The sequence below is a fragment of the Arthrobacter sp. ISL-48 genome (genome assembly GCF_018613805.1).
In the GTDB taxonomy this organism is placed as follows: domain Bacteria; phylum Actinomycetota; class Actinomycetes; order Actinomycetales; family Micrococcaceae; genus Arthrobacter.
In genome coordinates, this window is the sequence record NZ_JAGGPL010000002.1 from 243,208 (window position 1) to 268,791 (window position 25,584).

A 25,584-nucleotide genomic window follows, 5' to 3' on the forward strand; every position below is an offset into this window, starting at 1 on the left:
GCGAAGGAAGGCCTTTGCCTGACCTGTCCTGTTCTGGGGGAAAGTAGCGGTCCGGCGAGAAACCTAGGGATTTCAGGAGCTTCACGGACGGGACGTTGGGCTCGTAGACGCCGGCAAAGACTGTGCTGATGTCCCGCTCTGCTCCACTACCTCATCCAGACGGAGACTGCTTTCTTCGGGAGTCAGGGCCTGGTGGGACAGGAACCTGACGGCCACCGGGTCCGACGCGGAAGCGGTGCACAGCTTCGGCGTCAGAACGGGTCAGCAGACGGAGGGTGAGCCGGTCCGTCGAAATCGGTGCGATGCTCTTACCGGGCATGATGTCCAGGCGTCTCAGGTGAGGGCGTTCCGGCGGCCTTCGAAGGCCCGGCCCAGGGTGACTTCATCTGCGTATTCCAGGTCCCCGCCCACCGGCAGGCCGGACGCGAGACGGGTGACCGCGATGCCGATCGACTTGAGCATCCGGGCCAGGTACGTGGCCGTCGCCTCACCCTCGAGGTTGGGATCGGTAGCGATGATGACTTCCTGGATGGCGCCGTCGTTGAGCCTCGTGAGGAGTTCGCGGATGCGCAGCTGTTCCGGCCCAATGCCGGCGATGGGATTAATGGCTCCGCCCAGCACGTGGTAGCGGCCACGGAAGGATCGTGTGCGCTCCACGGCAAGAACGTCTTTGGACTCCTCCACCACGCAGATGATGGCAGGGTCGCGGCGGGGGTCCCTGCAGATGTTGCAGAGCTCATGCTCGGTCACGTTGCCGCAGGCCGTGCAGAACTTCACCCTCTCCTTCACGGTGGTGATTGCTTCCACAAGCCTCTTCATGTCCTGCGGATCGGCTTCAAGGATGTGGAACGCCAGGCGCTGCGCGGACTTTGGCCCCACACCGGGAAGGCGTCCGAGCTCATCGATCAGCTCCTGGACTGCACCTTCGTACACGTTTTCCTCTTTAGCTTGGCTTGGATGATGGGTGAATCAGCGGCCACCGTGTGGCGCTCAGAACAGCACCCGGTGCGCGTTCAGTACCGGGGTGGAAGGGGGCTTCCGTCCATTGAACGTTCCTCGATCAGCTTTCCGCCCAGAATACGCTCGACGGCGGCGCGTCCAAAGACTCCGGATTCCTCGATGGTTTCATCGTCGGCGCTGGGGATGTCCTGCACGTACGTGGCACTGGCCGCGACGGCACGGGCCGGCGCCTTCGCACGACCTGCCTCAGCTTCGGGGCTATTGGACAGACGCTGGTAAAGGCTCTGCCGGGCGGCGGCCGCCGACGGCGATGCGGCCGGTGCAGGTTGGGGAGGCGCAGCCTGGGGAGCCGAGGATGCCATAGCGTAGACCGGCACTCTGGTCAGTTCCGGTTCTGGGGCGGGCGCAGGAGTAACTGGTTGGGGCACAGGCTTGGGGTTGGCTACCGGAGGAAGCCCCCAGTCGCTTTCCAGGTCCGGTTCGGGATTGCCAATGGGAGCAGAGACGTGCTCTGGCGCGCGGCCCGGCACTTGGGCAGCGGCAGGTTCGTACGCCGGTGCCGAGGCTGCCGGACCCGGTGCCTGCTCAGGAGTGGGACCGGCCGGGCTCCTTCCCAGGTTGCTCTCGGCGCCGATGACCCACACCCCTGGTGCTTGCTCAACGGCACGGGTCCACGGATCATGCGACGCGCCTGGGCTTGGTGCTGCGGGGGCAGACGGCACGTGCGTACTGGTGGCCGGAGCCGCACCGGACACCCCTGCCTGGCCTCTTGGGGCAGCTGTCGCGGCGCTCCCAGAGGAAGCCGCCCTGGGGGACGGCACAACCCGGGCTGAGGGGTCCCAATCCATGGGAGGTTCTTCCTCCAGCGGCGGGGCGTCTTCGTCGCGGGGCGGACCCCAGTCGTCATCAGAGTAGGCGTACGTGCCGGCAGCGCCGGAATCTTGACCGGGACCAATAGCGGCCCCGGATGCAGCGGCTCCAAGTGCAGTGGCCACTGCAGGTGATTCGGGGCGGACCCCAGATTCTGCCCGGCCTTGCTCTGCCCCGGGTTGATCTGCCGGTTTTGGTTCACTGGGGCCCGGTTCTGGGGTACGCGACGGCTGCCCTCCAGTCCCGGACTGCGGCTGCGCGTCCGGGCTGGCGGCCAATTCTGTGCGCGCCGCCAGCTTCTGTGCCGCGGGGTTTCCCTGGGCACCGGCGTCCGGGGCGGCGGATCCGCTGGCAGGGGCAAGTCCCCAGGCCACATCCGCCGACGTGGCAGTGGCCTCCGTGCTAGTTGGCGCTTTTGGGTTTGGCTCAGCGCTCGCTGGACTGTTGGTGCCGCTGGCGACTGCCGTGATCTGGCAGTCGATACCTACCGTCTTATGGATCGCCTGGCGCAGATTTTCGGAATGGTCCGCGCGGCCGAAGGCGCCGGCCAGGCCGGTGGTGCTGAAGGCAAGGGTCAGGACTTGGCCGTCAAAGCCGCCCACCTGGGCATTGGGCTCCACGAGTGCCCAGGTACTGCGCTTGATCTTGGAGAGCGTCTGCAGGATCTCCGGCCATGCGCGGCGGAGGACCTCGACGTCTCCCATGGCGCCGGGTGCAGGAGCAGCGGCGGCAGGGGCTGTGGCTTCGGTCGCAGGTGCGGCTCTTTGGGCAGCAGGCGGTGTCACAGGGGCCGGTTCCACGGGGGCAGTTGATGCCGCAACAGGGCCTCGTGCCGGGCGTGCTTCAACCGGGGGGGAAGCCGCAGGGCGGGCTGCTCCGGGTTCGTCCACCGGCCAGTCCGCGGTGCTGACCCGAGGGGCTGTCAGCGGCTGGCGGGGTTCGTCCGCCCCGGTGGTTAACGGTGTACCGGGCGACTGGGCCACCGGGCCAGGCTGCGATGCCTGGCGCGGCTGGGGTGTCTCGTCCGCCGGTGCTGCCCCGGACACTTGTAGGCTCTGGGCCTGGGGCGCTTCCGCAGGAGGGGCCGCACCTGCCGGAACCGCCCCCGCAGGTGCCGCAACCGCGGCCGGGGGCGTGCCGACGTCGTTCCCGGCGTAATTGAGGCGCCGCTCCACGCGGTCGATCCGGGCGGCGATGCCGCGTTCGGTCTGCTCCGAGCTTGGCAGCAGGATCCGGGCACAAAGAAGTTCAAGGTGCAGCCTCGGTGAGGTTGCGCCCGTCATCTCTGTCAGCGCTGTGTTGGTGACATCTGCGGCGCGCGAAAGTTCAGCGGCTCCCAGAGTGTGGGCCTGGATTTGGAGCCGTGCGATCTGGTCTGCCGGCATGCCCCGCAGGATCGTCTGGGCGCTTTCGGGCATGGCCTGGACGATGATGAGGTCGCGGAAGCGCTCCAGCAGGTCCTCGACGAAACGGCGCGGGTCATGGCCGGTCTGGATGACCCGGTCCACAGCGCGAAACACGGTGGCGGCATCGGAAGCGGCGACCGCCTCCACGACGTCGTCCAGCAGGGAGGCATGCGTGTAGCCGAGAAGGGCCACAGCCAGCTCATAGTCGAGGCCGCTTGGCCCTGCGCCGGCCATGAGCTGGTCCAGTACGGACAGGGAGTCCCGAACGGAGCCCGCGCCTGCACGGATGACCAGGGACAGGACCCCTGGGGCCACCGGCACGTTCTCCTGCTGGCACAGGAGTTCCAGGTAAGCCATCAATGGCTCCGGCGGAACGAGCCGGAAGGGGTAGTGGTGCGTGCGGGAGCGGATGGTACCGATCACCTTGTCCGGCTCCGTGGTGGCGAAGATGAACTTGATGTGCTCCGGCGGCTCTTCCACGATCTTGAGCAAGGCGTTGAAGCCGGCCGAAGTGACCATGTGGGCTTCGTCGATGATGAAGATTTTGTACCGGTCACGGACCGGGGCGTAAGTGGCACGCTCACGGAGATCGCGGGCGTCATCGACGCCGCCGTGGCTCGCGGCGTCGATCTCAATGACATCAAGCGATCCGGAGCCGCCACGGGCCAGTTCAACGCAGCTGGGGCAGGTCCCGCATGGGGTATCGGTGGGACCCTGGGCGCAGTTGAGGCAGCGGGCCAGGATGCGGGCGGAGGTGGTCTTGCCACAGCCGCGTGGGCCCGAGAAAAGGTACGCGTGGTTGACGCGGTTTTTGCGAAGCGCGGTCATCAGCGGCTCTGTGACATGTTCCTGCCCGATAACGTCTGCGAACGAGTCCGGACGGTATCTGCGGTAAAGGGCGGTTGTAACAGTCACAGAGAAAACCCTACCAATCCGGGCCGACAATCATGATCCTCGCGGGTGGTCGCCCAGTGGGGAATAGTAAAGACCCCCCATGCACCCGCCAGAGCCCGTTTACCCTTGCTACCTTCCGGTCCTGGGGGAGTTCAACAGGATGACGCCACATGAGGGGCCGTCAGCAAGCTTACCCGAACTTTTGACCGGCCCCGAAACCGGGTGGATCCGGTCACAGGTCAAACCCGGGCGGCAACCCGGACGGCTGAGTTCAACGCCAGCCGGCTACCGGCCAGCTCATGAAAGCCGGCTCCTCGTAAGGGTGGGCGGTGCGCAAAGCCAGCACGACGGCGTCGAGCGTTTCCGCTTCAACCACACATTCGATCCGGTCCTCAGCCACTTCCGTGGGCCTCTCCACTTCGCCCAGGTACGGAGTTGCGCCGGCCTGCGGCGTGAAGCGGCCGGTTCCGGCGGTCACAAACGAGCAATGCGAATAGTTCCCGATCCGGCCTGCACCGGCGTCGCCGATGGCCGCCAGGACAGCGTCCGTATGGGACGTGGGCACGTAAACCACCAGGGTATGCAGGTGCGTCATGCCTCCATCCTGCCAACAAGGGCCGGTGAGCCAATGGTCCAGGCGATACAAGAGTGTCCAGTTTTCATTGCTTATCCGGCTGCCAGGCACGATCATGGATATGTACACCGATTGGGGCAATCTCAAGATTGTGAGCTGCGGGGCCTGGCTGGAGGGCCGGACCCGGCAGCTCAACATGTGTACCGTGGAATGGACGCATTGGGGGCGTCCATTTGGCGTTAATGCGCGGACTGCAGAGTCCGCCTCCACCCCCGAGCGTGTGGCCCTGCCGCCCAATTGGGTGATGCCGGGAAGTTCAGGTATTCTAGTATCTGCTTTTGATTCGGAAGCAGCTGGAGAATTCGCCTAGCGGCCTATGGCGCACGCCTGGAACGCGTGTTGGGTTAACGCCCTCGGGGGTTCAAATCCCCCATTCTCCGCCAGCCGAAAACCCGGTCCTGACAATGTCAGGACCGGGTTTTTGCATTCACCGAACAATAGCTTTTGGTCAGTGCAGGGGTTTTTCCGGGCAGCGCGGGCCGGCTATTTCCCCTGCAGATATCCGAGCCTCCGGAGCCGGCTCCGGGCCGCCAGCTCGCTGGGGCCCTTGCTCCCCAGCGCCAGGCGGACGACGCCGAGGGCCGCCTTGGTGGTCAGCTTCACCGGGAGCGGCAGCGGGCCGAGCCGCGGTGTCGTCAGCCCCAACATCCGGCGGTACTTGGGCTCCAGGCTGTAGACGGCCCCGGCAAACATGATCCGGTAGCCGGGACGAAGGAGCGGGTGTAGCGGCGGGTTGCGGATGAAGGCAACGGTCTCAACGACCCGGCCGTCGGCCAGGAGTTCGCCGCTGGCATACCAACGGTCCAGCTGCTGGCGCATGTCCTCCTCCGTGAGCGGCGGGTCTTCCACCCCCATCAGCCGCCCCGCCTGCGCCCATTCTCTGACGTAGGCGTCCGGCCCGCCAGGAATGGGTCCGCCCCAGATTTTGTGGGCCGAAAGGAACGCGTCCAGGAAAGCGATGTGAACCCAGCGGGCCAGCTCCGGATCGTTGGCGGAGTAGCTGCGCGGCGTTCCGTGCCCGTCGTTGTAGCTTCCCTGGACAGGGTCGTGCAGACGGCGCAACCTGGCTGAGGCCTCCTCTGCTGCAGCCTTCGAGCCATAGGTGACGGTAAAGATCCAGCGGATGGTCCGCGCCAGCCTGCCCAGTGGATCCTCCCTGAAGTTGGAGTGCTCATGGACCCCGGCGAGGGCGCCAGGATGAAGGGCCTGCATCAGCAGGGTGCGGATACCGGCCACGATGGTTGGCATGGAGCCGTGCACTGCCCAGACGGCCGAGCCGGGGAGGTGATAGCCGGCGTCGTCTCCTTCGGCCAGCCGTGGAACCCAGTCGGGCAGGGCATCAGAGCTGCCGGTGAACGCCCGCTTAAGTTCACCTTGCCATTCCCCGAGGAGGTTGCGCATGTTCCTATTCTTGCGCACTGCCTACGCGTGTAGGCAGGCTGGCCCGTGCGAACGATCAGTGCCGGTTGATCAGGGCGGCCGGTTGGGGCGGCTGGTCAGCCCGCCGGGACAGCCGACTGCCGACGGCGGGACGGTGCCACCGCGATGAGGAGTGCGGCGACTGCAACGATGCCGCTGAGAATGAGCCCCGGACGGTATTGCGCCAGCATTGCTGCAGAGTCGTGGGCCTGGGCTGCCGTATGCCCCTGGCCCGAGATCAGCGCGGTGGTGACGGCAAGTACAAGGGCGGCGCCCACCTGCGTGCTGGTCTGGATCAGCCCGGCAGCCAGCCCTTGCTCTGAGTTGCGGATGCCTGCCGTCGCCTGGACGTTGATGGAAGGGAACGCCAGGGCGAATCCGATGCCGAGCAGGATGACGGAGGGCAGGATGTCGGCGGCATAGACGGGGGTTGTCCCTACGCGGAGGAACAGGGCATATCCGAGCGCCAACGATGCCAGGCCTGTCACGATGAGCCGGGGGGCTCCGAACCTGTCAATAAGACGGTCCGCAAACGGCGCCGTGGCCACCACCAGGAGGCCTGCGGGAAGTAGGGCGAGAGCCATGCTCAGCGGATTCCACCCCAGAACGGACTGCAGGTACAGGGTGATGATGAATTGGAAGCTGAGGTAGGAGCCGAAGAGGCCGACGGCGCTCAGGTTTGCCCGGGCTACCCACCCCTCTCTCAGGATGCTGAACCTGATCAGCGGGTGCTTCACCCGGTTTTCGATCACGGCAAAAGCTGCCAGGATTGCGGCCGAAACTGCGAAGCCTGCGATGGTCGCCACCGAGCCCCAACCTTTTTCCGGTGCGGAAACGAGCGTGTAGACGAGCCCCAGCATTCCTGTGGCGAGCGTAATGGCACCCCAAACGTCGTGGCCGCTGTCCTGTTCCTGGTTGGCGGGATTGTCACGCGGGATGTACTTCAGACCGAGAAGGACCACGGCGACGGCGAACGGAACGGAAACGAGGAAGGTCCAGCGCCAGCTCATGCTGGTCATGAGGCCGCCCACCACCAGCCCCAGCGAAAACCCGCTGGCACCAAAGGTTGAGAAGATGGACAGGGCACGGTTTCGCTCTCGGCCCTCGGCAAAGTTGGTGGTGATGATGGAGAACCCCGTGGGGGCTGTGAAGGCTGCGGCCAGGCCCTTGACGAAACGGGTCGCGATGAGAAGCGTAGGGTCATCCACGAGGCCGCCCAGCAACGAAGCGGCAGCGAAGACACTGAGAGCGATCAGGAAAATCCGACGGCGGCCCAGCAGGTCGGCCATCCGGCCGCCAAGGAGCAGCAGACTGCCGTAGCCCAGGACATACGCGGACACGATCCACTGCAGCGATTCGGTGCCAAGGTTCAGCTCCTGCCCGATCGACGGAAGAGCGACGCCCACCATAGACACGTCCAGCCCATCGAGGGCAAGCACCGTGCAGAGGACAAGCAACAGCATCCATTGTGCACGCGTCCACGCGGCTGGCGCGGGTATGCCGGATGAGGTCTTTGGGAGGGTGGAGAGTGAGGTCATGGCGACCAATCTATATGACGTGTCATTGAATGACAAGGCATATTATGACGTGGATTTTATTTCCCTCCTCGACTAGAATCGCCCTATGGCAACACTTAAGGACCGTCAGCTCGTTGATGAGTGGCGCAATATCCAGAGCGCCTATTTCCGCACGGCGGGCGCCATCGACCGGGAGCTCGAGGCGCGGTTCGATATTGGGTTGAACGAGTTCGAAATCCTGGACCTCGTGGCCGACAGTGTTGAGTCTGCCTGCCGGATGAAGCAGTTGGGGGAGCGCACCCCGATGACACAGAGCGCCATGTCCAAGGTGGTGGACCGGCTGCAGAAGGCAGGCCTGCTGACGCGCAGCTCCTGTCCAGAGGACCGCCGCTCCCTGTACCTGGAACTGACTGACGCCGGGCGTGCGCTGCATGCCAACGCCGCGGCAGTGCACCGTGCGCTCCTTAAGGAAAGCCTGGGCTGAGCAGGCCCGGCCGCTCGAGCAGCCGCCGGCGGACACGCACTCTTGTCCACAAGTTATCGGCAGTCGTCCGGATCCGGGGTTCACAGGATCCTGCCCGTGTGTTCCTATGGGAGAGTATGCCCGTCCAGATTGGGGTCTGACGGGTCGATCGGGGAGTCAAACGAGTGGGCAATCATTGGGGATCCGGCCGCGACGGGGAGTCTGCGGGCGCCTGCGCTGCCGCCGCGCGGATATTGGCGGCCACGGCGGTTGTTGCCGTGTCCCTGTTTGCCACCGGATTCCCCTGGGCGGCCCAGCAGCCAGGCGGGGCGGCTCCGGTGGGGGCTGTCGGTGCCGCCGGTGCCGCAGGCGTGGCGGGTATGCCGGACAGTATCCAGACGGACGCACGTGCGCTGGTCCCGTTCAGCCGGACCTTGGTCAGAACGGTTGCCAGGGACGGGCGGCACCAGCTCAATGTGGCCTCCGCAGAGCTTAAGCGGCCGCCGGAGGGGTCCCTCATGGCGCCCCTTGAAGTCCTCCATCCAAGTTCGCCGTTCGGCCTGCGTGTGAGCCCACTCAGCGGGTCCGCAGGGGACTTCCACTTGGGACAGGATTTCGCAGCGGGCTGCGCCACGAGGGTCTACGCGGCGGACAGCGGTGTGGTGCGGGCCGCGGGGTGGCACCCCTGGGGCGGCGGCAACAGGGTGGAGATTGACCACGGCAACGGACTCATCACCACCTATAACCACCTTGAAGCGATCGCTGTGCACACCGGCGATTCCGTGCAGGTGGGACAGGTGATTGCCCGCGTGGGTACCACAGGATGGTCTACCGGCTGCCACCTGCATTTCGAGACCATTCTTCGCGGAAAGCACACCGACCCGGTCAACTGGATACTCATCCCCATCAGGCAGGTGGATGAGCTGTCCGACATCGCCATGGTCAGCTACGCGGGCAAGAGCCCGGATCCCACGCAGACGCCCAACTGGGCGATCCCGGTTGCCCCCGATCACAGCCACACGGTCCTGGGTGGCCAAGACGAGCTCCTTCAGGCACCGGACCCGGAGAGTACCGCCCCGCCAACGGCATCCCAGGACGCGGCTCCTGCTGCGCCGTCGTCGGGTGCGACTGCAACCCCCTCAGGACCGGCTTCCACTCCACCCGCATCCTCTGGGACTTCCACGCCGACAGGCACAGCAACGTCTTCTCCGTCCCCGACGACAACGGCTCCCACCCCGACGCCTACCGAAACTGCAACCCCCTCTCCGACCGCGACGACGACGGCGCCACCTCCTGCGACGGCGCCACCTCCTGCTCCTGCGACAACCGTCACCACGCAGGTCCCCACTACGCCGGCACCGACTCCAACGCCTGGGCCCGCCACGCCTGCGCTTGCCACGGCGATGCCCACCACTGCGCTGCCGACCACCTCGGAACTCTTAGCGCCAACGCCGTCCACAACGGACACCACAACTGCAACGGAAATCAGCACGGCTGCCCCACAGCCCTGACAGGAAACTCCCAGCTTGGGTCCCTAGGTTTGATCGTTGGAAGCACATCATGCATGACCAACTTTCAAGGACAGCGCCGGTGACATCCCTCTACTCCATTTCCCTGACCCTCAACGACGGCACCCAGACCGACTTCGGCCGGTTTAAAGGGGACGTGGTGATGGTTGTCAACGTTGCCTCCAACTGTGGGTTCACGCCCCAGTACACGGGGCTCGAGACGCTCTACGAAAAGTTCCAGGAGCGCGGCTTTGAGATCCTGGGGGTCCCCTGCAACCAGTTCGCGGGCCAGGAGCCCGCCAGCGACAGCGAGATCGCCGAGTTCTGCCAGCGGAACTTCGGCGTAACATTCCCGCTCACGCAGAAGGCTAACGTGCGGGGCAAAGACCAGCACCCGCTCTACGCGGAGCTGACCAAGTTCAAGACCGGCATTCTGCCAGGCCTGGTGAAGTGGAATTTCGAGAAGTTCCTGGTCAACCGCGACGGCGACGTAGTGGCACGGTTCGCGCCAACCGTTGAGCCGGACTCAGCGGAGGTCATCGACGCCCTGGAGAAGGCGCTCGCCGGCTAAAGCACGGCGAGCGGCTGCCCGAGTGTCCGTCAGCGTAATTCTTTGATCTTTTTTCAACTTGGCCGCTGCAATTTACCCTAAGTTTGCCAAATGTCTGATTGGATTAAGTGTACTGAGAGGTAGAAGGGAAACGCCGTTTCCCACCGACCACAAAGGCAGCAATGGAGCACATCGAGGCCGAACACCCCCGGCCACGCCACTTCCTACTCCACCTGAGCGATCCCCACTTGATGGGAGGTCCGGACCCCTTATACGGCGCGATTGACAGCGAAGCCAAGCTCATCCAGCTTTTCGATGAAGTGCGTGCCTCCGGGGCCAAGCCCGAGGCCGTCATCTTCACCGGGGACCTCGCGGATAAGGGCGATCCCGAGGCTTACGCGAAGCTTCGCGCCATCGTGGATCCCGCCTGCGAGGACCTCGGGGCCAAGGTCATCTGGGCCATGGGCAACCACGACAACCGCGCAAACTTCCGCACCGGGCTCCTTGACCAGCCCGGGAGCGACGCGCCGGTGGACCACAGCTACTTCATTAACGGGCTGCGGGTTATCACCATGGACACTTCGGTCCCAGGGTTCCACCATGGAGAACTGAGTGAGGCGCAGCTGGACTGGCTGGCCCGGGAACTGGAAACCCCCGCACCGGACGGAACCATCCTTGCCCTGCACCACCCGCCGGTCCCGTCGGTCCTGGACCTGTCCGTGCTGGTGGAACTGCGCGACCAGGCAAGCCTCGCGGCCGTGGTCCGTGACTCCGACGTCCGCACCATCCTGGCCGGCCACCTGCACTATTCGACCACTGCAACCTTCGCGGGCATTCCAGTCTCCGTAGCCTCCGCCTCGTGCTACACCCAGGACCTCAACGTTCCTGTCGGCGGCACCCGCGGGCGCGACGGCGGCCAGGCTTTCAACCTCGTGCACGTCTATGAACACACCATCGTGCACTCGGTGGTTCCACTGGGCAGTACCCCGACAGTGGGCGAGTACGTCACTCCGGAACAGACCGCCAGCCGCCTGGCGGCAGCAGGAATCCGCATCCCCGAGAAGGCAAAGCCGGCGGGCGTCACCAGGGTGGGGCTGCCCTCAGGCCGCTGAAGCAGCGGCAGCAGGTCTCAAGGCGTCAATTACCGGCCTGAGATTTCCCTCCTCAGATTTCCCAGGGCGCCTTGATGGGGAAGTACTTCTCCAGGAAATCCGTGACGACCTGCGCACGTTCGTCCGCTGGGACCTCGGGAAAGCTGCCGTCATTCAGGCAGAAGAAGTCCATGTTCCGCTTGGCAAGCAGCTTGGGCAGGTAATTCAGCCCGGCACGGGCAGTCGTGTCCACATAGCGCACCTTTGCGGCGGTCTGGGTGACCGCGCGGCCTGTGAGCAGCGCATAGTAGTGATAGAACGAGTTCGTGACCGAGATGTTGTCCGCGGCGCGGAACCGGCTCGCTGCCGTGCTCCTGAATTCCTCCGGGAACTCCCGCTCCATCTTGGCCACAACGCTGCGCCGCAGCGGGGCGGCGGTGTGTTCAAGGTGCCGGGTGGTGATCCGGCCGAAGCGATTCCACAGGAGCTTGCGGTTGACCCGCGCAGCGTTCTCGAAGCCGCTGCGCTCGGCGGCGTTGTCACCCAGCCCGATCCTGGTCTCGGCCTCAATGAACTTGGTGATGCCCCCCGGCGTGAAGAACAGGTCCGGGCTTACCGGCCGCCCGAAGAACATGTCGTCATTGGAGTACAGGAAGTGCTCGGAGAGCCCCTCGATGTTGTGCAGCTGGCATTCCACGGCCTGTGAATTGTGCGTGGGCAGCACTGACGGGTCTGAAAAGAACTCCTCGCTGCGGACGATCGTTACGGAGGGATGCTCCGCCAGCCATGACGGCGCGGGAGAGTCCGTGGCGATGAAGATCCGGCGGACCCACGGCGCAAACATATACACGGAGCGCAGGGCATACTTGAGCTCGTTAATCTGGCGGAACCTGGCCTCATGGTCGTCGCCTTCGCCCAGCACCACGCCTTCCATCTGCGCCCGGCGGGCAGCGATGTACTCCGGTGAGCTGCCGTCCACCCAGGAGAACACCAGATCGATGTCGAAGCTGATGTCGCTGGCGTGGTCGGCAAACATGTTCTCAATGGTGGGCCAGGTGTGGCCGTACCGCTCCACGGTTCCCCGCACAGCATCCTGGCTGAGCATGGTCCTGCGGGTCAGTGAATTCTCGATGGGCAGGATCAGCTGGTCGCCTTCAAAGCTCCACAACTCCACCTGGACACCGGCGGAGGAACCGAACTCGAAGCCGCCGTCGGGCTCAACGCGCGGCCGGTACAGGCGGAAGATCCGCGCCTGCCGGTTGGGGGAGAGCTCGCCGTCCGCAACCAGGACCGAAGACTTCTTCTTGGCATCAACTGTCATCGAGTAGACAGGCTCGTTGCGGCAGGCTTCCACCAGGGCCGCACGCAGCTCCTTCCGGTCTTTCCAGTCCAGCGCTATGACAGGACGGTCGCTGTTGCCACGGACCAGCAGGTAATCGAGGCCTGCGCCCGCCAGGACGTTGCGCAAGAACAGCAGGTCCTCGACCATCGCCTGGTATGGCGTCCGGTTGTGGTTGATCAGGGCATACCTGCCCTTGTGCCGGACGACGTCGGGGCGGTGCTTGAGGCGCGCCTCAGCGGCCGGCGATGTTACCTCTGCATGTACGCGCGTTTCGACGGACGCCTGTCCGCCGTAGTAGATCTCGTCCTGAACCGGTGCTTCTGTAATGGTTGTCTCCGTGCTGCTAAATGGCATGCTTTCCTCCCTGCATAATAGCCCTGCCCCGAAAACGGCAAGCCTCGGTTTGTTCCCATCCGGGCGGGATGTACTCAGCTGGCCAGCGCCTCGCGCCAGCTGCGCAGGAAGGCGCCGCCGGCGTCGTCGTGGATCACGTCCGCTTCCAGCCCCAGATCGGTGGCCGTCAGGATGGCGTAGGGTTTCTCGGGAACGCCGTCCGCCGGGCGGACATCCACATGCTTTACCGGGTGATCGTTGTGGTGAAGCCAGTCTGCCATGGCGTAGTCCGTGCGGGAGTCCCCCACCGTCCGCCACGCCTGCGGGGTGATGCCCTGCGCAGCCAGCAACTCCACGGCCCGGCTGGCTCCAAGGTCCTTGCCAAGCCGCACTGATTCAATGTCGGTGGAGATGATGGTGGGATCCACCCTGTAGTCCACCTCGTCGTCGGAGTTCGGCGCATGGTGGTCGAGGCGGACGACGCCAAGCCCGTGGCGTGCCATCAGGTCCATCGCGTCGGCATCGAAGAGTTTCTGCTCCGCCAGGTAATCCTCCGTGGGCACCTCGATGTGCTGTTCCACCGACACCATGGCGCGCTTGGTCTCGTCGAAGAACATGTGTGATGCGTAGTCCTCGGCCACCATCCTGCGCACGTCATCCCCGTAGGCTTTGGGCACTGCCAGTTCCCGGTCTATGTGGATGGGCCCGGGCCCGGCGGCCGTGTAGCTGAACCAAACCGCGCCCTTCTCGCAGATGGCGTGAATGACGGTCCCGGCGGGCATCCCGGCGGCGATCATGGGTTCCATCACCTGTTTCCGGATGAAATCATCGGAGCGGCCGGTATTAAACAGGACGGGAATGCCGGCGGTGGCGAGAGCCACCAGATCCGCGATGATCTCCGACTTCACGTCACGGGTCACCGGACTTGCGACGGGACCGTCGACGTCGAGCAGGAGTGCGAGGGGCGGGGCCGACGGCAGGCGGAAGCCCGGTGCGGCACCGGCAGGGAACTCGGGTGCAGTCATGTCTCCATTGTGTCAGCAGGCTGCGGCTGTCCCCGAAGCGGCGCTGGAAGTGCCCCGGGATATGACACATGGTCACTGTTTGGCTACAACCTGAGGCTGCCGAGGGCCGGATACTTCTTTTGGGCTGGCAAGCTGCCTAGGGTAGCAGAGTGATATTCAAAGCTGTGGGCGAGGGACGCCCTTACCCCGACCATGGTTACACCACGCCGAAAGAGTGGGCGGCGCTCCCACCGCGCCCGGTCCGGCTGGACGAGCTCGTGACAACCAAGCGCACACTGGACCTGGAAGCACTCCTGGCAGAGGACTCCACGTTCTTCGGAGACCTCTTCCCGCACGTGGTGCAGTACCAGGGAACGCTTTACCTGGAGGACGGCCTGCACCGCGCCGTGCGTACCGCCCTCCACCAGCGCACCGCCATCCACGCCCGCGTGCTGGTCATCGATGGCTAGGAAGGCCAAGGACGTCAGCGTCCTCCACGGCCACCGTGTTGTCACCGGCCCCGAACTGCGGGCTACCTTCGAAGCCGAGCCTGATCCGGACGATTCCGTCCGGCTGCGCCGCCGCGTGGTGCACGGCGTGGTGCTGGTCCTCCTGGTGGGCATCATCATTGCCGCCATCATCACCGCGCTGGCTATCATCACCGGACAGCTGAAGATCCCGACGGCGGAGGCCAGCAAGCAGCCTGCTGCCGTCTGCCCTACGGCCACCTTCGACTACACCCCGAACGACAAGATCAACCTGAACGTCTACAACTCCACCAACAGGCCAGGCCTGGCCCGCACCGTGGCTGACGAGTTCGTGGCCCGCAAGTTTGTAGTGGGCACGGTAGCCAACACGCAGGCAGGGTACCGGGGAGTAGCGGCGGTTGTGTCCGGGGCCGCAGGGCAGTCTGCTGCCTTCAGCGTCCAGCGCAACGTGCCGGGTTCGGACTATTTCCAGGACGAGCGCACGGACGCCAGCGTGGACGTGATCCTCACCGGAGACTACAAGGAGCTTGCCCCTGGGGACCGGGTGGACCAGACCCCCGGCCAGCTCAGCTGCCCGCGCGAAAGCAAGCGGATCGCCGACCCCGACAAGTGGCCCGTCATTCCCACCGCAGGCGCCAAGCCCTGACGCACGCGAGCGGGGACGGGCTCAGCCTGCCACCGCGGGGGCCCGGCCGGCCCGCACGGGACGGCCGTCGTCGTCGAACCTTGCTCCGGCACCCAACTGGATGAAGCGAACTGTCCGCTGGATCCGGGCTTCAAGTTCCACGGGCTCATCGCTGCCGCGTGCTGCGCTGGAGGACAAGGTCCCGTGGATCAGTTGGGCCTGCTGGGCGATGTCAGCTTCGGGCAGGTATCCCTGCTCCATGCCGTCGCGAAGGATTCCCTGCAGCAGGACACTGAGCTCGCCTACATGGTCTGCCAGTTTGGCAAAGGACGACGGCGACATCACCGCTGCCATGGCCGGTCCAGGGGGGAGGTGGCGGCGGCTCAGATCCTCCACCTGGGCGCGCACGTAGAGCGCGAGCCGCTCCACCGGATTGTCCAGCCGATCCAGGGCTTCCCGCAAATCCGAGAGGAACCGTTCGGTTTCGTCCAGGGCGTAGGAGATGAGCAGCTCTTCGATGTCCGCGTAGTAGTTGTAGACGGCGGTCCGCCCCACGCCCGCATGACGCGCGACGTCGGTCATGGTCAGTCCGGGAAGGCCGTGGGTGAAGAGGAGCTCGCCAAAGGCCGTGAGGATACGGCGCTGCGTTTCGGCGCGTTGGGCGCCGTTGTTGGCCGCCGTAATCCTGGGCATGCAGACACTTTACCGTGATGTGTCAGTAAAAGGCCGCATGGCCATGCCGGCCGCAAAGAAGGCGTAGAGCGCACAGCCTTAGACGGCGCAGCCTTCGGGGCCGCAGGACTCGCCGTCGCCGGTGTTGACCAGTACCAGCGGACGGGTTTCCTGCCACGCCTGGTTAAGGGCCGCGGTGAACGTTTCGACGGGCTGGGCGCCGGACAGCCCGAACTTGCGGTCGATCACGAAGAACGGCACGCCGCTGATGCCCAGGGTGCGGGCTTCCTCGAAGTCGGACCGGACGTCGTCCGAATACTTGTCCGTGGTGAACAGCTCGGCGACTTCCACGGCATCGATGCCCAGGTCCCGGCCCAGCCCGGTGAGGTATTCCTGGCTGCCGATGTCTCTGCCGTGCTCGAAGTGGTCGCTGAGCAGGCGTTCCTTGGCGGCGTCCTGCTTTCCATGCGTGGCCGCCAGGTGGATCAGGCGGTGGGCGGTGAAGCTGTTGGCAACCACGATGGAGTCGAAGTGATAGTCCAGCCCTTCGCCCTTGGCTTGGGCCGTCACATGCTCGAACATCCCGGAGACCTGCTGCGGGGCCAGGCCCTTGCGGGTGCTGAGGTAGTCAAGTTCTGTGCCGTCGTAGTGTTCCGGAAGGGTGGGATCCAGCTGGTAGCTGCGCCACTGAACCTCCACCGAATCGCGGTGCGGAAACTCAGCCAGGGCAGCCTCGAAACGGCGTTTGCCGATGTAGCACCACGGGCACGCGACGTCTGACCAGATCTCAATCTTCATGGTTGCGTCAACTCGTTACCCCCGTCAGCCATTCCTGCCACGCGTGTTGCATGGGTCACAGGAGGCCTTGTCTCGGGACCGTTTTCGGACGATAGTCGGTACCAGAGGTTATGCAGAAGCCTTCGGACGGAATGACCGGGCAACCTTGTTCGACGTTGTCATGGGAGGCCTGGAATGCGGATAGGACTCATAGCAGGACCATGGATTCCTGTACCACCGGTTGCCTACGGCGGCATTGAAAGGGTAGTGGACTGCCTTGCCCGGGGATTCCTGGAGGCGGGCCACGACGTAGTGTTGGCCGCTCCCTCGGACAGCCAGTGCCGTGCTCCACGCGTGCCGGGGATGCGGACATCCGAACCGGCAGACATTGGTTCGACGCTCTCCGAACTTAGCCATGTCATCAGGGCCTACGAGGGTATGCAGGACGTGGACATTATCCATGACCATACCTTGGCCGGTCCGTTGTGTCGCTTGCGGCCGCCAGGCGTTCCGGTGGTCACCACGATCCACGGGTTGCTCACGCCGTCAACTGCTGACGTCTACCGCGCAGCGGGCGCCAACACGTCAATCGTGGCCATTTCCCGTGACCAGGCATCCCATGCTCCTGACGTCCACGTGACCGAGGTGATCCATCACGGAATCGAGCTGTCTGCTGTTCCGGTGGGCACGGGGCGTGGTGGTTACCTGTGCTTCGTGGGCCGGATGTGTCCTGACAAGGGAGTCCTGGAAGCCATCCAGCTCGCGCAGAAAACAGGCATCCCCCTGAAGATTGCCGCGAAGATGCGCGAGACCGATGAAATCCGTTATTTTCAGGACGTCATCAAGCCGCTGCTGGGATCCAATGAAGAGTTCGTGGGGGAAATCGGTGACGCCGAAAAATACGAACTCATGGGGGAAGCGATGGCCTTCCTCAATCCGATCCAGTGGGCGGAACCCTTCGGCCTTGTCATGATCGAATCCCTCGCCACGGGTACCCCCGTGGTTGGTACTCCAATAGGGTCGGCCCCTGAGATCGTGGAGCATGGCCGGACAGGCTACCTGGCGGCCACGGACGAACTGGCGGACCTCGTCCCGGCCGCCGCGGGCCTGAGCCGGGCGGCGTGCCGGGCGAGCATCGAGAAACGGTTCAGCGCTGATCGTATGGTTGCCGATCATCTTCGACTTTTCGCCAGCCTCCTCGAAGAGAAACCGGATGTGGGGGTGCCCGCTGCTGTTGACTTGGGGCAGAATCGGCCAGGGGAACTGGCTGCCCTACTCCGAAATCCACCTCAGTGACCAGTGGAAGGCATTGGCAGTTGCCGCCCGCGGACGACCATACGGACCGCTTCCCCTCCGCCGCCGGTTAAGGGGGGCACGCTCCACCACGAAATCGTGCTTCAGGGCGCGTCCCAGCCGAAAAGTCTTGGTTCCTGTGGCTACTGCTTGAAGGCCGCGTCGAAGGAGGTATTCGAAGCTGGGAAGTCGAACTTCTTGAGGGCAGCGAGGGCTTCGGGGGCGCCGTGGAGGCGGTCCATACCCGCGTCTTCCCATTCGACGGAGATGGGTCCGTCGTAGCCAATGGCTGTAAGGGCCCGGAATGAGGATTCCCAGGGGACGTCCCCGCGGCCGGCGGAGACAAAGTCCCACCCCCGCCGCGGGTCGCCCCAAGGCAGATGGGAACCCATGACGGTGTTGCGGCCGGTGGGGCGGAGCTTGGTGTCCTTGCAGTCCACGTGGTAGATCCGGTCCTTGAAGTCCCAGATAAAGGAGACAGGATCGATTCCCTGCCACATGAAGTGGGAGGGGTCCCAGTTCAGGCCGAAAGCGGGGCGGCGGCCGATCGCCTCCAGTGTCCGGACCGTGGTCCAGTAGTCGTAGGCGATCTCGGAGGGGTGGACCTCGTGGGCGAAGCGCACACCGCTTTCATCGAAGACGTCCAGGATGGGGTTCCAGCGGTCCGCGAAGTCCTGGTAGCCGGCTTCGATGACTTTTTCCGGGACTGGCGGGAACATGGCGACGTACTGCCAGATTGAGGAGCCCGTAAACCCGACGACGGTGTCCACGCCCAACGCTTTCGCGAGCCGGGCGGTGTGTTTCATTTCCTCGGCGGCGCGCTGCCGGACGCCTTCGGGGTCCCCGTCGCCCCAGACCTTAGCGCCGACTATGGCCTCGTGGCGGAAGTCAATGGGGTCATCGCAGACGGCCTGGCCTTTGAGGTGGTTGGAGATGGCCCAGACTTTGAGGTTGTACTTTTCCAGGACGGCGAGTTTGGATTCGACGTAGCCGGGTTCGTCCCAGCGCCAGGCGTCCAGGTGGTCGCCGGAGACGGCGATTTCCAGGCCGTCGTAGCCCCAGCCGGAGGCCAGCCTGGCGACTTCCTCGAAGGGAAGGTCGGCCCACTGGCCGGTGAACAGCGTGTACGGGCGGGGCATGTCAGGCTCCTTCAGAGACGGTGGCGGAGGTGGTGCCGGTCAGTTGGATGAGGGTGCTTTTCGCGGCTGCGGATTCTTCGACGGCGGCCAGCACGCGCTGGACGGCCAGCCCGTCCTCAAACGACGGCGACGGGCGGGTTCCGCCGTCAATCGCCAGCAGGAAGTCACGGATCTCGTGGGTGAAGGTGTGCTCCCAGCCGATGATGTGGCCCTGGGGCCACCATGCTTCAAGATACGGGTGCTCAGGCTCGTTGACCAGGATCCGGCGGAAGCCCTGCTCGCGGGCCGGGGCGGTGGCATCAAGGAATCCCAGTTCATTGAGGTTTTCCAGGTCGAAGAGGAGCGAACCCTTGTCGCCGTAGATTTCCAGCTTCAGGGAGTTTTTCTGGCCAGTAGCCACCCGCGATGCCTCCACTGAGGCGATTGCACCGGAGGCGAGGGACAGCGTTGCCCAGGCGGCGTCGTCGACCGTCACTTCCTCCAGCCCTGATCTTCCCGGGCGGTGGGTGGTGAATGTGTGCGTCCGCCCGGAGACCTCCGTGACCTGGTCACCGAGCAGGAACAGCACCTGGTCGATGGCGTGTGAGGCGATGTCCCCTAACGCGCCGGAGCCCGCGGTTTCCTTTTTCAGCCGCCACGTCATGGGGCTTGTCTCATCGGCGAGCCAGTCCTGCAGGTAGGCGGCGCGGACGTGCCGGACGGTTCCCAACCGGCCCTCGGCAATCAGTTCCCTCGCAAGGGCAAGGGCCGGGACCCGCCGGTAGTTGAATCCCACCATGGACTGCACGCCCCGTGTCCGGGCTGCCTGGGCGGCGGCGGTCATGGCCTCGGCTTCGGCGAGGGTGTTGGCGAGCGGCTTTTCCAGCAGCACATGCTTGCCCGCCTCGAGGGCAGCGATGGCGATCTCCGCGTGCATCCAGCCGGGGGCGCAGATGTCCACGATCTGGATGTCATCGCGTTCGATTACCGTACGCCAGTCAGTGGCTGTCTCCGTCCAGCCGTACTTGGCTGCGGCCTCAGCGACGCCTGAGGGATCCCGTCCCACCAGGACTTTTTGCTCGAACGCCGGGACGTCGAAATAGCTCGCGACGTTCCGCCACGCGTTCGAATGTGCTTTGCCCATAAAGGCGTAGCCGATCATCGCCACGCCCAGCGGTGTGTCGGCAGGGGCTGTGGCGGCGGTCGCCGGAGGTGGCGTATTTGCCGTCGTCATAGTGGTGCTCCTCAAATGGGATGTTCTGTCGGTGGTGCTTCCAGGTACTTCACGACGCCAGCTACTTCACGACGCCAGCTACTTCACGGCGCCGGCCGAGAGGCCGGCTACCAGATGCTTTTGGACCAGGATGAACCCGATGAGCACCGGCAGACTCACGACCACGGAAGCGGCCATGAGCTGGTTCCAGAACACATCGGATTCGCTGGCATAGGCTTTGAGTCCGAGCGAGAGCGTCTTGGTGGCTTCGTTCGTCAGCACCGAGGCAAACAGGACCTCGCCCCAGGCGGAGATGAAGGAGTACACCGCCACCGCGATGATGCCGGGTTTGGCAACGGGCAGAATTACACGGATGAGTGCGCCCATCCGGCCGGTGCCGTCGATCATGGAGGCTTCCTCGAGCTCCTTGGGGATGGAGGCGAAGTAGCCGCTCAGCATCCAGATGGCGAACGGGAGGGTAAAGGTCATATAAGTAATGATCAGCCCGAGGTAGGAGCCCTGCAGCTGGAGTCCGGTGAGGTTCCGGATCTGGGTGAAGATCAGGTACAGCGGGAGAAGGAACAGAATGCCCGGGAACATTTGGGTGGACAGGACTGTCAGGCTGAACGCCCGCTTGCCTTTGAACTGCAGCCGTGCAATGGAGTATGCGGCGAGGACTGCTACCGTCACCGAGCAGAGAGTGGCGCAGACGGTGATGATCAGGCTGTTCTGGAAATACTTGGCCAGCGGAACGGTGGTCCAAATATCCAGGTACGGCGATGCGGTGATTTGGCGGGGGATCCACTGGAACAATCCCGCGACGTCCTTGAGCGGCTTCAGCGACGTGGACACCACCACGTAGAGGGGGATGGCCACCCAGAGGGACAGGATGGTCAGGACCACATTCCTCAGAATGCGGAAGTTGCGGGTCTCAATCATTGTCGGCCCCCTTGGGCAGCACCATGCGGATGTAGAAGACGGACGCGATGAACAGGGCGATCAGGAGCAGGACGCTCATGGCTCCGCCCAGGCCGAAGTTCCAGCTGCCGAACGAGTTCTGGTAGATGAGCGGTGATACGAGGGTTGCCTCCTTCGGAGACGATGCACCGAACAAAACGAACGGAATGTTGAATTGGTTAAAGGTCCAGAGGGACATCACCATCAACAGCACGCCGTTGGCCGGACGCACCATCGGCAGCGTGATGGTGCGGAACTGTTGCCAGAGCGTGGCGCCGTCGATTGCCGCTGCTTCGTAGACTTCATTGGGGACGTTCTGCAGGGCTGCCATCAGCATCAGGAATGCGAAAGGCCACAATTGCCAGATGTTCACCACAATCATGGCTCCAAAGGAGTTTTGGCCCAGGAGCCAGAATGGCCGTTCGTCTCCGAACAGATGGAATGTGTCGACCAGGATCTGGTTCACGGCACCGTCACGCTGGTTGAACATGAAGGCCCACGCAATAGTGCCGACGTAGGCGGGGAGGGCATAGGGGACCAGAAAGAACGTGCGCAGGATGGCCCGGCCCTTGAAGTTGGAGGACAGGAACACGGCTCCCGCCATTCCCAGGATCCAGGAGAAGCCGACCACCAGGATGGTGTAGCCCAGCGTTCGCCCCACCGTGCTGAAGAAAGCCTGTCCGATGGTGCTTTCGGGGTTGAGCCCGTTGACGAAGTTCTGCAGGCCCACAAAAGGGGCATTGAGCCAGTTGGTGAGGTTGAGCTGGGTTAGCGATATGAAGGCGATCCAGATGCCGAGCAGCATGGGGCCGATGTGGATCAGGATTTCGAGGATGGCGGCCGGGAGGATCAGGCCGTAAGGGAGGAACGAGCGGCGCGGCTTCCGTGGAGGCTGCCCGGTGACGCCTTGCGGCTGGCCGGGCTCGGGATCAATGGCAGACTTGCTGCCTTCAGCGGCGGTGCCGCTGTCCAAGGCTGAGTGGGACATGTGAACTCCTTTGCCGGGGTGCGGGGCCCCTGAGCGGCAGCGCCCCGCACCCTCCAGACTTGGTTACTGGGCCGCAGCCATCTGGTTGTTGGCGTCCTTGAGGGCTGACTTTATATCTGCCTCGGAGACGGTTCCCGTTGCAGCCTTGGCAAAGAGGTTCTTGATGGCGGTGCCTGTCAGTGTTTCCATCTGCCCCTCCTTTGCAATGAGCGGCATGGGCATCGCATGGTTGGCCAAGGCATCGTTCTTGGCCTTGACTTCCGCGGTCTGGAAGGCGGCGTCTGACGATGCGCCGGTGACGACGGGCAGGGACGAGTATGCCTTGTTCAGGGCAACTTGCTCGGCGTCGCTGGTCAGGAAGCCGGCCAGCTTGATGGCGTTGTCCTTGTTCTTGCTGTTCTTGAAGACGCTAAGGTTGATCCCGGCGACGTGGCTCTGGGTACCGGCGGCGCCGGTGGCTCCAATTGACACCATCGGCATGGGAGCAACCCCCCAGTCCTTGAAACCGCGGGCGTCAAAGTTTTTAAGCGGGCTCTGATCGAACATCATTGCAGCTTTGCCATTGATGAGATTGTCGACCTTCTGGCTCCCCTGGCTGATTTCAGCGTCCGACGGCGACATCACTTTGTCAGTTGCCATCAGATCGATGAACTGCTTCACCCCTTCCACCTGTGGACCACTGTCAAAGGTCGGCTTGCCATCCTTGTCGAAGAGACTTCCGCCGTTCTGCAATCCCCTGATGAAAGCCTGGTGTGAATTTGCCGATACCGAAGCACCTGCGGCCGTGAACCCCCACTGGTCGGGCTTCCCGTCGCCGTTGGTGTCTTTCGTGAGCTTCTTGGCGTCGGCTACGAATTCGTCCCAGGTCACCGGTGCCTTCTCAATGCCGGCTTCCTTGAACAGCTTCGTGTTGTAGTACATGTTGTACGCCAGCCCGTAAAGGGGCACTGACGTCGGGGTCTTGCCTTCGGCGCCACCGGTCGACCAGCTCGTTTTCAGGAAGCGGTCTTTGCCCCCCACTGCCTCCAGCAGTTTCCCTTCAACCGGTTCGAAAGCTCCCGTTTCCTGCAGCGTCACGGCCCAGGTGTTGCCAATGTTCAGGACATCGGGTCCGTCGCCGCTGGTGACGGCTGTCAGGATGCGGTTGTAGAGGTCCGTCCAACTGATGACCTCAAGATTGACCTTGACTCCGGTTTTCTCGGTAAACCGGTCAAGAGAGGGTTTGAGCTTGGCCGCGGTGTCGTCCAGGCTGTTGCCCTGGTCGGACGCCCAATAGGTGATGGTGTCGCTGGTGGCCTGCTGGCTGCTGCCGCCGCAGGCACTCAGGCCCAGGGCCAACGATGCTATGGCGGTCAGTGCTGATAGGACTTTCAGGGGATTCTTCATGCTTGCTCCGGTTTTCTCGTCGTCGAGCTGGTGCGGGGTCTTGCGGGTGCGCAAGCAAAGTGATGCGGGCGCAGTTCTGGGCGGTTCGTGGCACGTCTTGGCGGGTCGTGGCCACTAGCTGCGGGCCGTAACCGCCGGCCGGCAACTAGTCCGCTTATCTAGACGGATAGTTCTAGACGGACAGCGTTGCTGCGGTGGGGTCCCAGTCCTCCGGCAGGGCGGGTACCGGCGCAGCGGAGCTCTCGACATCCACGAAGGCACGCATGTCGATGGACTCTGCGATGGAAGCCATGGTGTCCAGCACATGGAACGCCAGCTCACCCTGCGCGCGGTGCGGGCGGCCTTCGCGGATGGCTCGGGCCATTTCCAGAACCCCTGCGCCCCGGCTTGCCGTGGAGCCGACGGAAGGGACGGTGGTCCACTCGTCCGATCCCGTTGCACAGATCCTGACTTCGCCGTCGAACCTGTTGGGATCAGGAAAAGCGATGGTGGCCTCTGTGCCCGTGATTTCAACGAATCCGGCGCGCTTGAGGGGCGAATCGAAACTGAAGATGCTCTGGGCGGATTCGCCGCCCTCGAACTCCAGGATGGAACTCACATGGGTAGGAACGGTCACAGCGAACTCTTCACCGGCCTTGGGGCCCGAACCGATCACCCGGGTTTCCTTGGACCGCGAACCGAAGGCGGCCACCCGGCGGATGCTGCCGAAGGTCTGAACCAGGGTGGTCAAGTAGTAGGGGCCGATGTCGAAAAGCGGGCCGGCGCCGTCCTGGAACAGGAAAGCCGGGTTGGGGTGCCAAGACTCCGGTCCCGGCGACTGCATCAGCGTCAGGGCAGTGAGCGGTGAACCGATGTCGCCGCGCTCGATCATCCTGCGGGCAGTCTGCAATCCCGCACCCAGGAAGGTGTCAGGCGCGCAGCCAAGGCGCACTCCGGCGGCGTCGGCCGTCTTGAGCAGCCCCAGGCCGCTTTCTCGATCCAAGGAGAACGGCTTCTCGCTCCACACGTGCTTGCCAGCATTGACGGCCTGCGTTGCGACTTCGACGTGGGCTGCCGGGATGGTGAGATTGATCACGATCTCAACGTCAGGATTGCCCAGCACCGCCTCCACGCCGCCGTGGACCGGTACGCCGTATTCAGCAGCCCTCGCGGCCGCCGACCCCTGGAAGAGGTCGCCGATGGCCACCACTTTGACGTCCGGGAAGCTGGTGAGGTTGTCGAGGTACTCCTTGCTGATGACGCCGGCCCCAATGATTCCGACTCCAACCGGTCCTGTTTTCAGTGAATCGCGGCTCATGCGGATACCTTTCCGGCGCTGAGGTAGTTGTAGCTGTCACGGACGGCCTCGAACATGTCGCCCTGGAAGTCGTCGAGCTCAATGACCCCGGCCTCGAGAGAACCGGCGGCGTCCAGGACATCCCAGATGGCCATCTTGCCGTCACCCACTGCGGTCTGCCTGGACGGGTCCGGGCTCAGCGGCCCGTCCTTGATGTGGATGAACTTCACGCGGTCGCCAAGCCGTGCCAGCAGTTCCGAGGGGTCCTGACCGCCAACGGCGGCCCAGTACGTGTCGAGTTCCAGCACGACGGCGGGATCAAGGTTGTCCGCCAGGTGCTCCAAGGCGGTCCTGCCGTCGATGACGGACTCAACTTCCCACCAGTGATTGTGGTAGCCGACGCGGACGCCGTATTGCGCCCCCTTGGCTGCTGCAGCGTTGAGCTGCTCTGCCGTTTTCTTGATGTCTGAAAGGGAGCTCCAGCGCTCGATGGGCACGTGCGGGTCAATGACAGTGCCAATGCCGAGCTGCTGGGCGGCCGCAAAGATGTCGTCCTGGTTTTCCTGGAGCAGTGGTGCGTGGCCTGAGGGGGCGGTGAGGTTGTTATCTGCCAAGGCCTGCTTCAGTTCGGCGGCTTTGGCCACGAAACGGTAGGGCTCAACCATGGTGAAGCCGATTTCTGCCAGGCGCTGGATGGTTCCTGGGAGATCCTCTTCAAGGGCCTTACGGACCGTGTAGAGCTGGATCGAGTATGACACTGTCTCTCCTCGTCGTTGGGGTTGGACGGCTGCTGCGGTCCT

At 64.1% G+C, this 25,584-nt stretch carries 23 protein-coding genes, 1 tRNA gene and 1 other RNA gene; 8 read left to right on the plus strand and 17 right to left on the minus strand.

Annotated elements, in window-relative coordinates; all coding sequences use genetic code 11:
* Window positions 1-333: 333 nt before the first annotated feature.
* The 4 genes from recR to J7E83_RS03475 all read right to left on the minus strand — a co-directional run bounded on the left by recR (window position 334) and on the right by J7E83_RS03475 (window position 4,725).
* A complete protein-coding gene (gene recR / locus J7E83_RS03460) occupies window positions 334-933 on the minus strand; it encodes a recombination mediator RecR (protein WP_214959072.1) in 600 nt (199 codons plus the stop codon).
* An 80-nt stretch (window positions 934-1,013) separates the two neighbouring features.
* Window positions 1,014-4,151, minus strand: coding sequence for a DNA polymerase III subunit gamma and tau (locus tag J7E83_RS03465; protein ID WP_214959074.1), 3,138 nt, complete (start codon window positions 4,149-4,151; stop codon window positions 1,014-1,016).
* Between the two features lie 65 nt (window positions 4,152-4,216).
* Window positions 4,217-4,313: signal recognition particle sRNA small type (gene ffs / locus J7E83_RS03470), an RNA gene on the minus strand.
* Window positions 4,314-4,401: 88 nt separating this feature from the next.
* A complete protein-coding gene (locus J7E83_RS03475; RefSeq protein ID WP_214959076.1) occupies window positions 4,402-4,725 on the minus strand; it encodes a hypothetical protein in 324 nt (107 codons plus the stop codon).
* A 334-nt stretch (window positions 4,726-5,059) separates the two neighbouring features.
* Between J7E83_RS03475 and J7E83_RS03480 the strand changes: the two genes are divergently transcribed.
* Window positions 5,060-5,147: transfer RNA gene (locus J7E83_RS03480), tRNA-Ser, on the plus strand.
* 100 nt (window positions 5,148-5,247) lie between these two features.
* On the opposite strand, the gene J7E83_RS03485 is transcribed toward J7E83_RS03480, so the two are convergent.
* Entirely contained in the window at window positions 5,248-6,165 is a 918-nt protein-coding gene (locus J7E83_RS03485; protein WP_214959078.1) for an oxygenase MpaB family protein, read from the minus strand.
* A gap of 95 nt (window positions 6,166-6,260) precedes the next feature.
* On the minus strand, window positions 6,261-7,721 hold the full coding sequence (locus tag J7E83_RS03490; protein ID WP_214959080.1) for an MFS transporter: 1,461 nt from the start codon (window positions 7,719-7,721) through the stop codon (window positions 6,261-6,263).
* Between the two features lie 85 nt (window positions 7,722-7,806).
* Here J7E83_RS03490 and J7E83_RS03495 point away from each other — a divergent pair, with 85 nt between their 5' ends.
* The 4 genes from J7E83_RS03495 (at window position 7,807) to J7E83_RS03510 (ending at window position 11,333) form a co-directional block, all read left to right on the plus strand.
* The gene (locus J7E83_RS03495; protein WP_214959082.1) at window positions 7,807-8,184 is read left to right on the plus strand and encodes a MarR family winged helix-turn-helix transcriptional regulator; all 378 of its coding nucleotides are present in this window, start codon (window positions 7,807-7,809) and stop codon (window positions 8,182-8,184) included.
* Between the two features lie 164 nt (window positions 8,185-8,348).
* A complete protein-coding gene (locus tag J7E83_RS03500) occupies window positions 8,349-9,674 on the plus strand; it encodes a M23 family metallopeptidase (protein ID WP_214959084.1) in 1,326 nt (441 codons plus the stop codon).
* A 79-nt stretch (window positions 9,675-9,753) separates the two neighbouring features.
* Window positions 9,754-10,242, plus strand: coding sequence for a glutathione peroxidase (locus tag J7E83_RS03505; RefSeq protein ID WP_311379571.1), 489 nt, complete (start codon window positions 9,754-9,756; stop codon window positions 10,240-10,242).
* 161 nt (window positions 10,243-10,403) lie between these two features.
* Window positions 10,404-11,333, plus strand: a complete 930-nt coding sequence (locus J7E83_RS03510; RefSeq protein ID WP_214959088.1) for a phosphodiesterase — start codon at window positions 10,404-10,406, stop codon at window positions 11,331-11,333.
* A gap of 52 nt (window positions 11,334-11,385) precedes the next feature.
* Here the strand turns inward: J7E83_RS03510 and J7E83_RS03515 are convergent, their stop codons facing one another.
* Window positions 11,386-13,008, minus strand: a complete 1,623-nt coding sequence (locus tag J7E83_RS03515) for a stealth family protein (RefSeq protein ID WP_214959090.1) — start codon at window positions 13,006-13,008, stop codon at window positions 11,386-11,388.
* 74 nt (window positions 13,009-13,082) lie between these two features.
* Window positions 13,083-14,012, minus strand: a complete 930-nt coding sequence (locus tag J7E83_RS03520) for a hypothetical protein (protein WP_214959092.1) — start codon at window positions 14,010-14,012, stop codon at window positions 13,083-13,085.
* A gap of 149 nt (window positions 14,013-14,161) precedes the next feature.
* On the opposite strand from J7E83_RS03520, the gene J7E83_RS03525 reads away from it, so the two are divergent.
* Entirely contained in the window at window positions 14,162-14,461 is a 300-nt protein-coding gene (locus J7E83_RS03525) for a type II toxin-antitoxin system VapB family antitoxin (protein WP_214959094.1), read from the plus strand.
* The gene (locus J7E83_RS03530) at window positions 14,454-15,125 is read left to right on the plus strand and encodes a LytR C-terminal domain-containing protein (protein WP_214959095.1); all 672 of its coding nucleotides are present in this window, start codon (window positions 14,454-14,456) and stop codon (window positions 15,123-15,125) included. The genes J7E83_RS03525 and J7E83_RS03530 overlap by 8 nt, the downstream gene beginning before the upstream one ends.
* Before the next feature lie 21 nt (window positions 15,126-15,146).
* Here J7E83_RS03530 and J7E83_RS03535 read toward each other — a convergent pair whose 3' ends face one another.
* Window positions 15,147-15,797 (minus strand): TetR/AcrR family transcriptional regulator, encoded by a 651-nt coding sequence (locus tag J7E83_RS03535; RefSeq protein ID WP_214959096.1) that lies wholly within the window; start codon window positions 15,795-15,797, stop codon window positions 15,147-15,149.
* A 78-nt stretch (window positions 15,798-15,875) separates the two neighbouring features.
* On the minus strand, window positions 15,876-16,574 hold the full coding sequence (locus J7E83_RS03540) for a DsbA family oxidoreductase (protein ID WP_214959098.1): 699 nt from the start codon (window positions 16,572-16,574) through the stop codon (window positions 15,876-15,878).
* A gap of 174 nt (window positions 16,575-16,748) precedes the next feature.
* Between J7E83_RS03540 and J7E83_RS03545 the strand changes: the two genes are divergently transcribed.
* Window positions 16,749-17,849: a glycosyltransferase family 4 protein gene (locus tag J7E83_RS03545; protein ID WP_214959099.1), complete on the plus strand. Its 1,101-nt coding sequence runs from the start codon at window positions 16,749-16,751 to the stop codon at window positions 17,847-17,849.
* A gap of 140 nt (window positions 17,850-17,989) precedes the next feature.
* Here the strand turns inward: J7E83_RS03545 and J7E83_RS03550 are convergent, their stop codons facing one another.
* The 7 genes from J7E83_RS03550 to J7E83_RS03580 form a co-directional block, all read right to left on the minus strand.
* The gene (locus tag J7E83_RS03550; RefSeq protein ID WP_214959100.1) at window positions 17,990-18,985 is read right to left on the minus strand and encodes a sugar phosphate isomerase/epimerase; all 996 of its coding nucleotides are present in this window, start codon (window positions 18,983-18,985) and stop codon (window positions 17,990-17,992) included.
* 1 nt (window position 18,986) lies between these two features.
* Window positions 18,987-20,198 carry a Gfo/Idh/MocA family protein gene (locus J7E83_RS03555; protein ID WP_251043399.1) on the minus strand — a complete coding sequence of 404 codons (1,212 nt, stop codon included), beginning with the start codon at window positions 20,196-20,198 and terminating at the stop codon, window positions 18,987-18,989.
* 78 nt (window positions 20,199-20,276) lie between these two features.
* Complete coding sequence (locus J7E83_RS03560) at window positions 20,277-21,116, minus strand: carbohydrate ABC transporter permease (protein WP_214959101.1); 840 nt, start codon at window positions 21,114-21,116, stop codon at window positions 20,277-20,279.
* Entirely contained in the window at window positions 21,109-22,122 is a 1,014-nt protein-coding gene (locus tag J7E83_RS03565; protein ID WP_214959102.1) for a carbohydrate ABC transporter permease, read from the minus strand. Before J7E83_RS03565 ends, J7E83_RS03560 begins: the two co-directional genes overlap by 8 nt.
* Window positions 22,123-22,185: 63 nt before the next feature.
* A complete protein-coding gene (locus J7E83_RS03570; RefSeq protein ID WP_214959104.1) occupies window positions 22,186-23,508 on the minus strand; it encodes a sugar ABC transporter substrate-binding protein in 1,323 nt (440 codons plus the stop codon).
* Window positions 23,509-23,680: 172 nt separating this feature from the next.
* On the minus strand, window positions 23,681-24,805 hold the full coding sequence (locus J7E83_RS03575) for a Gfo/Idh/MocA family protein (protein ID WP_214959106.1): 1,125 nt from the start codon (window positions 24,803-24,805) through the stop codon (window positions 23,681-23,683).
* On the minus strand, window positions 24,802-25,542 hold the full coding sequence (locus J7E83_RS03580) for a sugar phosphate isomerase/epimerase (protein ID WP_214959108.1): 741 nt from the start codon (window positions 25,540-25,542) through the stop codon (window positions 24,802-24,804). The genes J7E83_RS03575 and J7E83_RS03580 overlap by 4 nt, the downstream gene beginning before the upstream one ends.
* Window positions 25,543-25,584: the final 42 nt, after the last annotated feature.

Bases quoted from the DNA above. Each gene is read 5' to 3' on its own strand.
- J7E83_RS03475 (WP_214959076.1), bottom strand. From the start codon at position 4,725: ATGACGCACCTGCATACCCTGGTGGTTTACGTGCCCACGTCCCATACG.
- J7E83_RS03485 (WP_214959078.1), bottom strand. From the start codon at position 6,165: ATGCGCAACCTCCTCGGGGAATGGCAAGGTGAACTTAAGCGGGCGTTC.
- J7E83_RS03490 (WP_214959080.1), bottom strand. From the start codon at position 7,721: ATGACCTCACTCTCCACCCTCCCAAAGACCTCATCCGGCATACCCGCG.
- J7E83_RS03495 (WP_214959082.1), top strand. From the start codon at position 7,807: ATGGCAACACTTAAGGACCGTCAGCTCGTTGATGAGTGGCGCAATATC.
- J7E83_RS03510 (WP_214959088.1), top strand. From the start codon at position 10,404: ATGGAGCACATCGAGGCCGAACACCCCCGGCCACGCCACTTCCTACTC.
- J7E83_RS03515 (WP_214959090.1), bottom strand. From the start codon at position 13,008: ATGCCATTTAGCAGCACGGAGACAACCATTACAGAAGCACCGGTTCAG.
- J7E83_RS03520 (WP_214959092.1), bottom strand. From the start codon at position 14,012: ATGACTGCACCCGAGTTCCCTGCCGGTGCCGCACCGGGCTTCCGCCTG.
- J7E83_RS03530 (WP_214959095.1), top strand. From the start codon at position 14,454: ATGGCTAGGAAGGCCAAGGACGTCAGCGTCCTCCACGGCCACCGTGTT.
- J7E83_RS03535 (WP_214959096.1), bottom strand. From the start codon at position 15,797: ATGCCCAGGATTACGGCGGCCAACAACGGCGCCCAACGCGCCGAAACG.
- J7E83_RS03540 (WP_214959098.1), bottom strand. From the start codon at position 16,574: ATGAAGATTGAGATCTGGTCAGACGTCGCGTGCCCGTGGTGCTACATC.
- J7E83_RS03545 (WP_214959099.1), top strand. From the start codon at position 16,749: ATGCGGATAGGACTCATAGCAGGACCATGGATTCCTGTACCACCGGTT.
- J7E83_RS03550 (WP_214959100.1), bottom strand. From the start codon at position 18,985: ATGCCCCGCCCGTACACGCTGTTCACCGGCCAGTGGGCCGACCTTCCC.
- J7E83_RS03555 (WP_251043399.1), bottom strand. From the start codon at position 20,198: ATGACGACGGCAAATACGCCACCTCCGGCGACCGCCGCCACAGCCCCT.
- J7E83_RS03560 (WP_214959101.1), bottom strand. From the start codon at position 21,116: ATGATTGAGACCCGCAACTTCCGCATTCTGAGGAATGTGGTCCTGACC.
- J7E83_RS03565 (WP_214959102.1), bottom strand. From the start codon at position 22,122: ATGTCCCACTCAGCCTTGGACAGCGGCACCGCCGCTGAAGGCAGCAAG.
- J7E83_RS03570 (WP_214959104.1), bottom strand. From the start codon at position 23,508: ATGAAGAATCCCCTGAAAGTCCTATCAGCACTGACCGCCATAGCATCG.
- J7E83_RS03575 (WP_214959106.1), bottom strand. From the start codon at position 24,805: ATGAGCCGCGATTCACTGAAAACAGGACCGGTTGGAGTCGGAATCATT.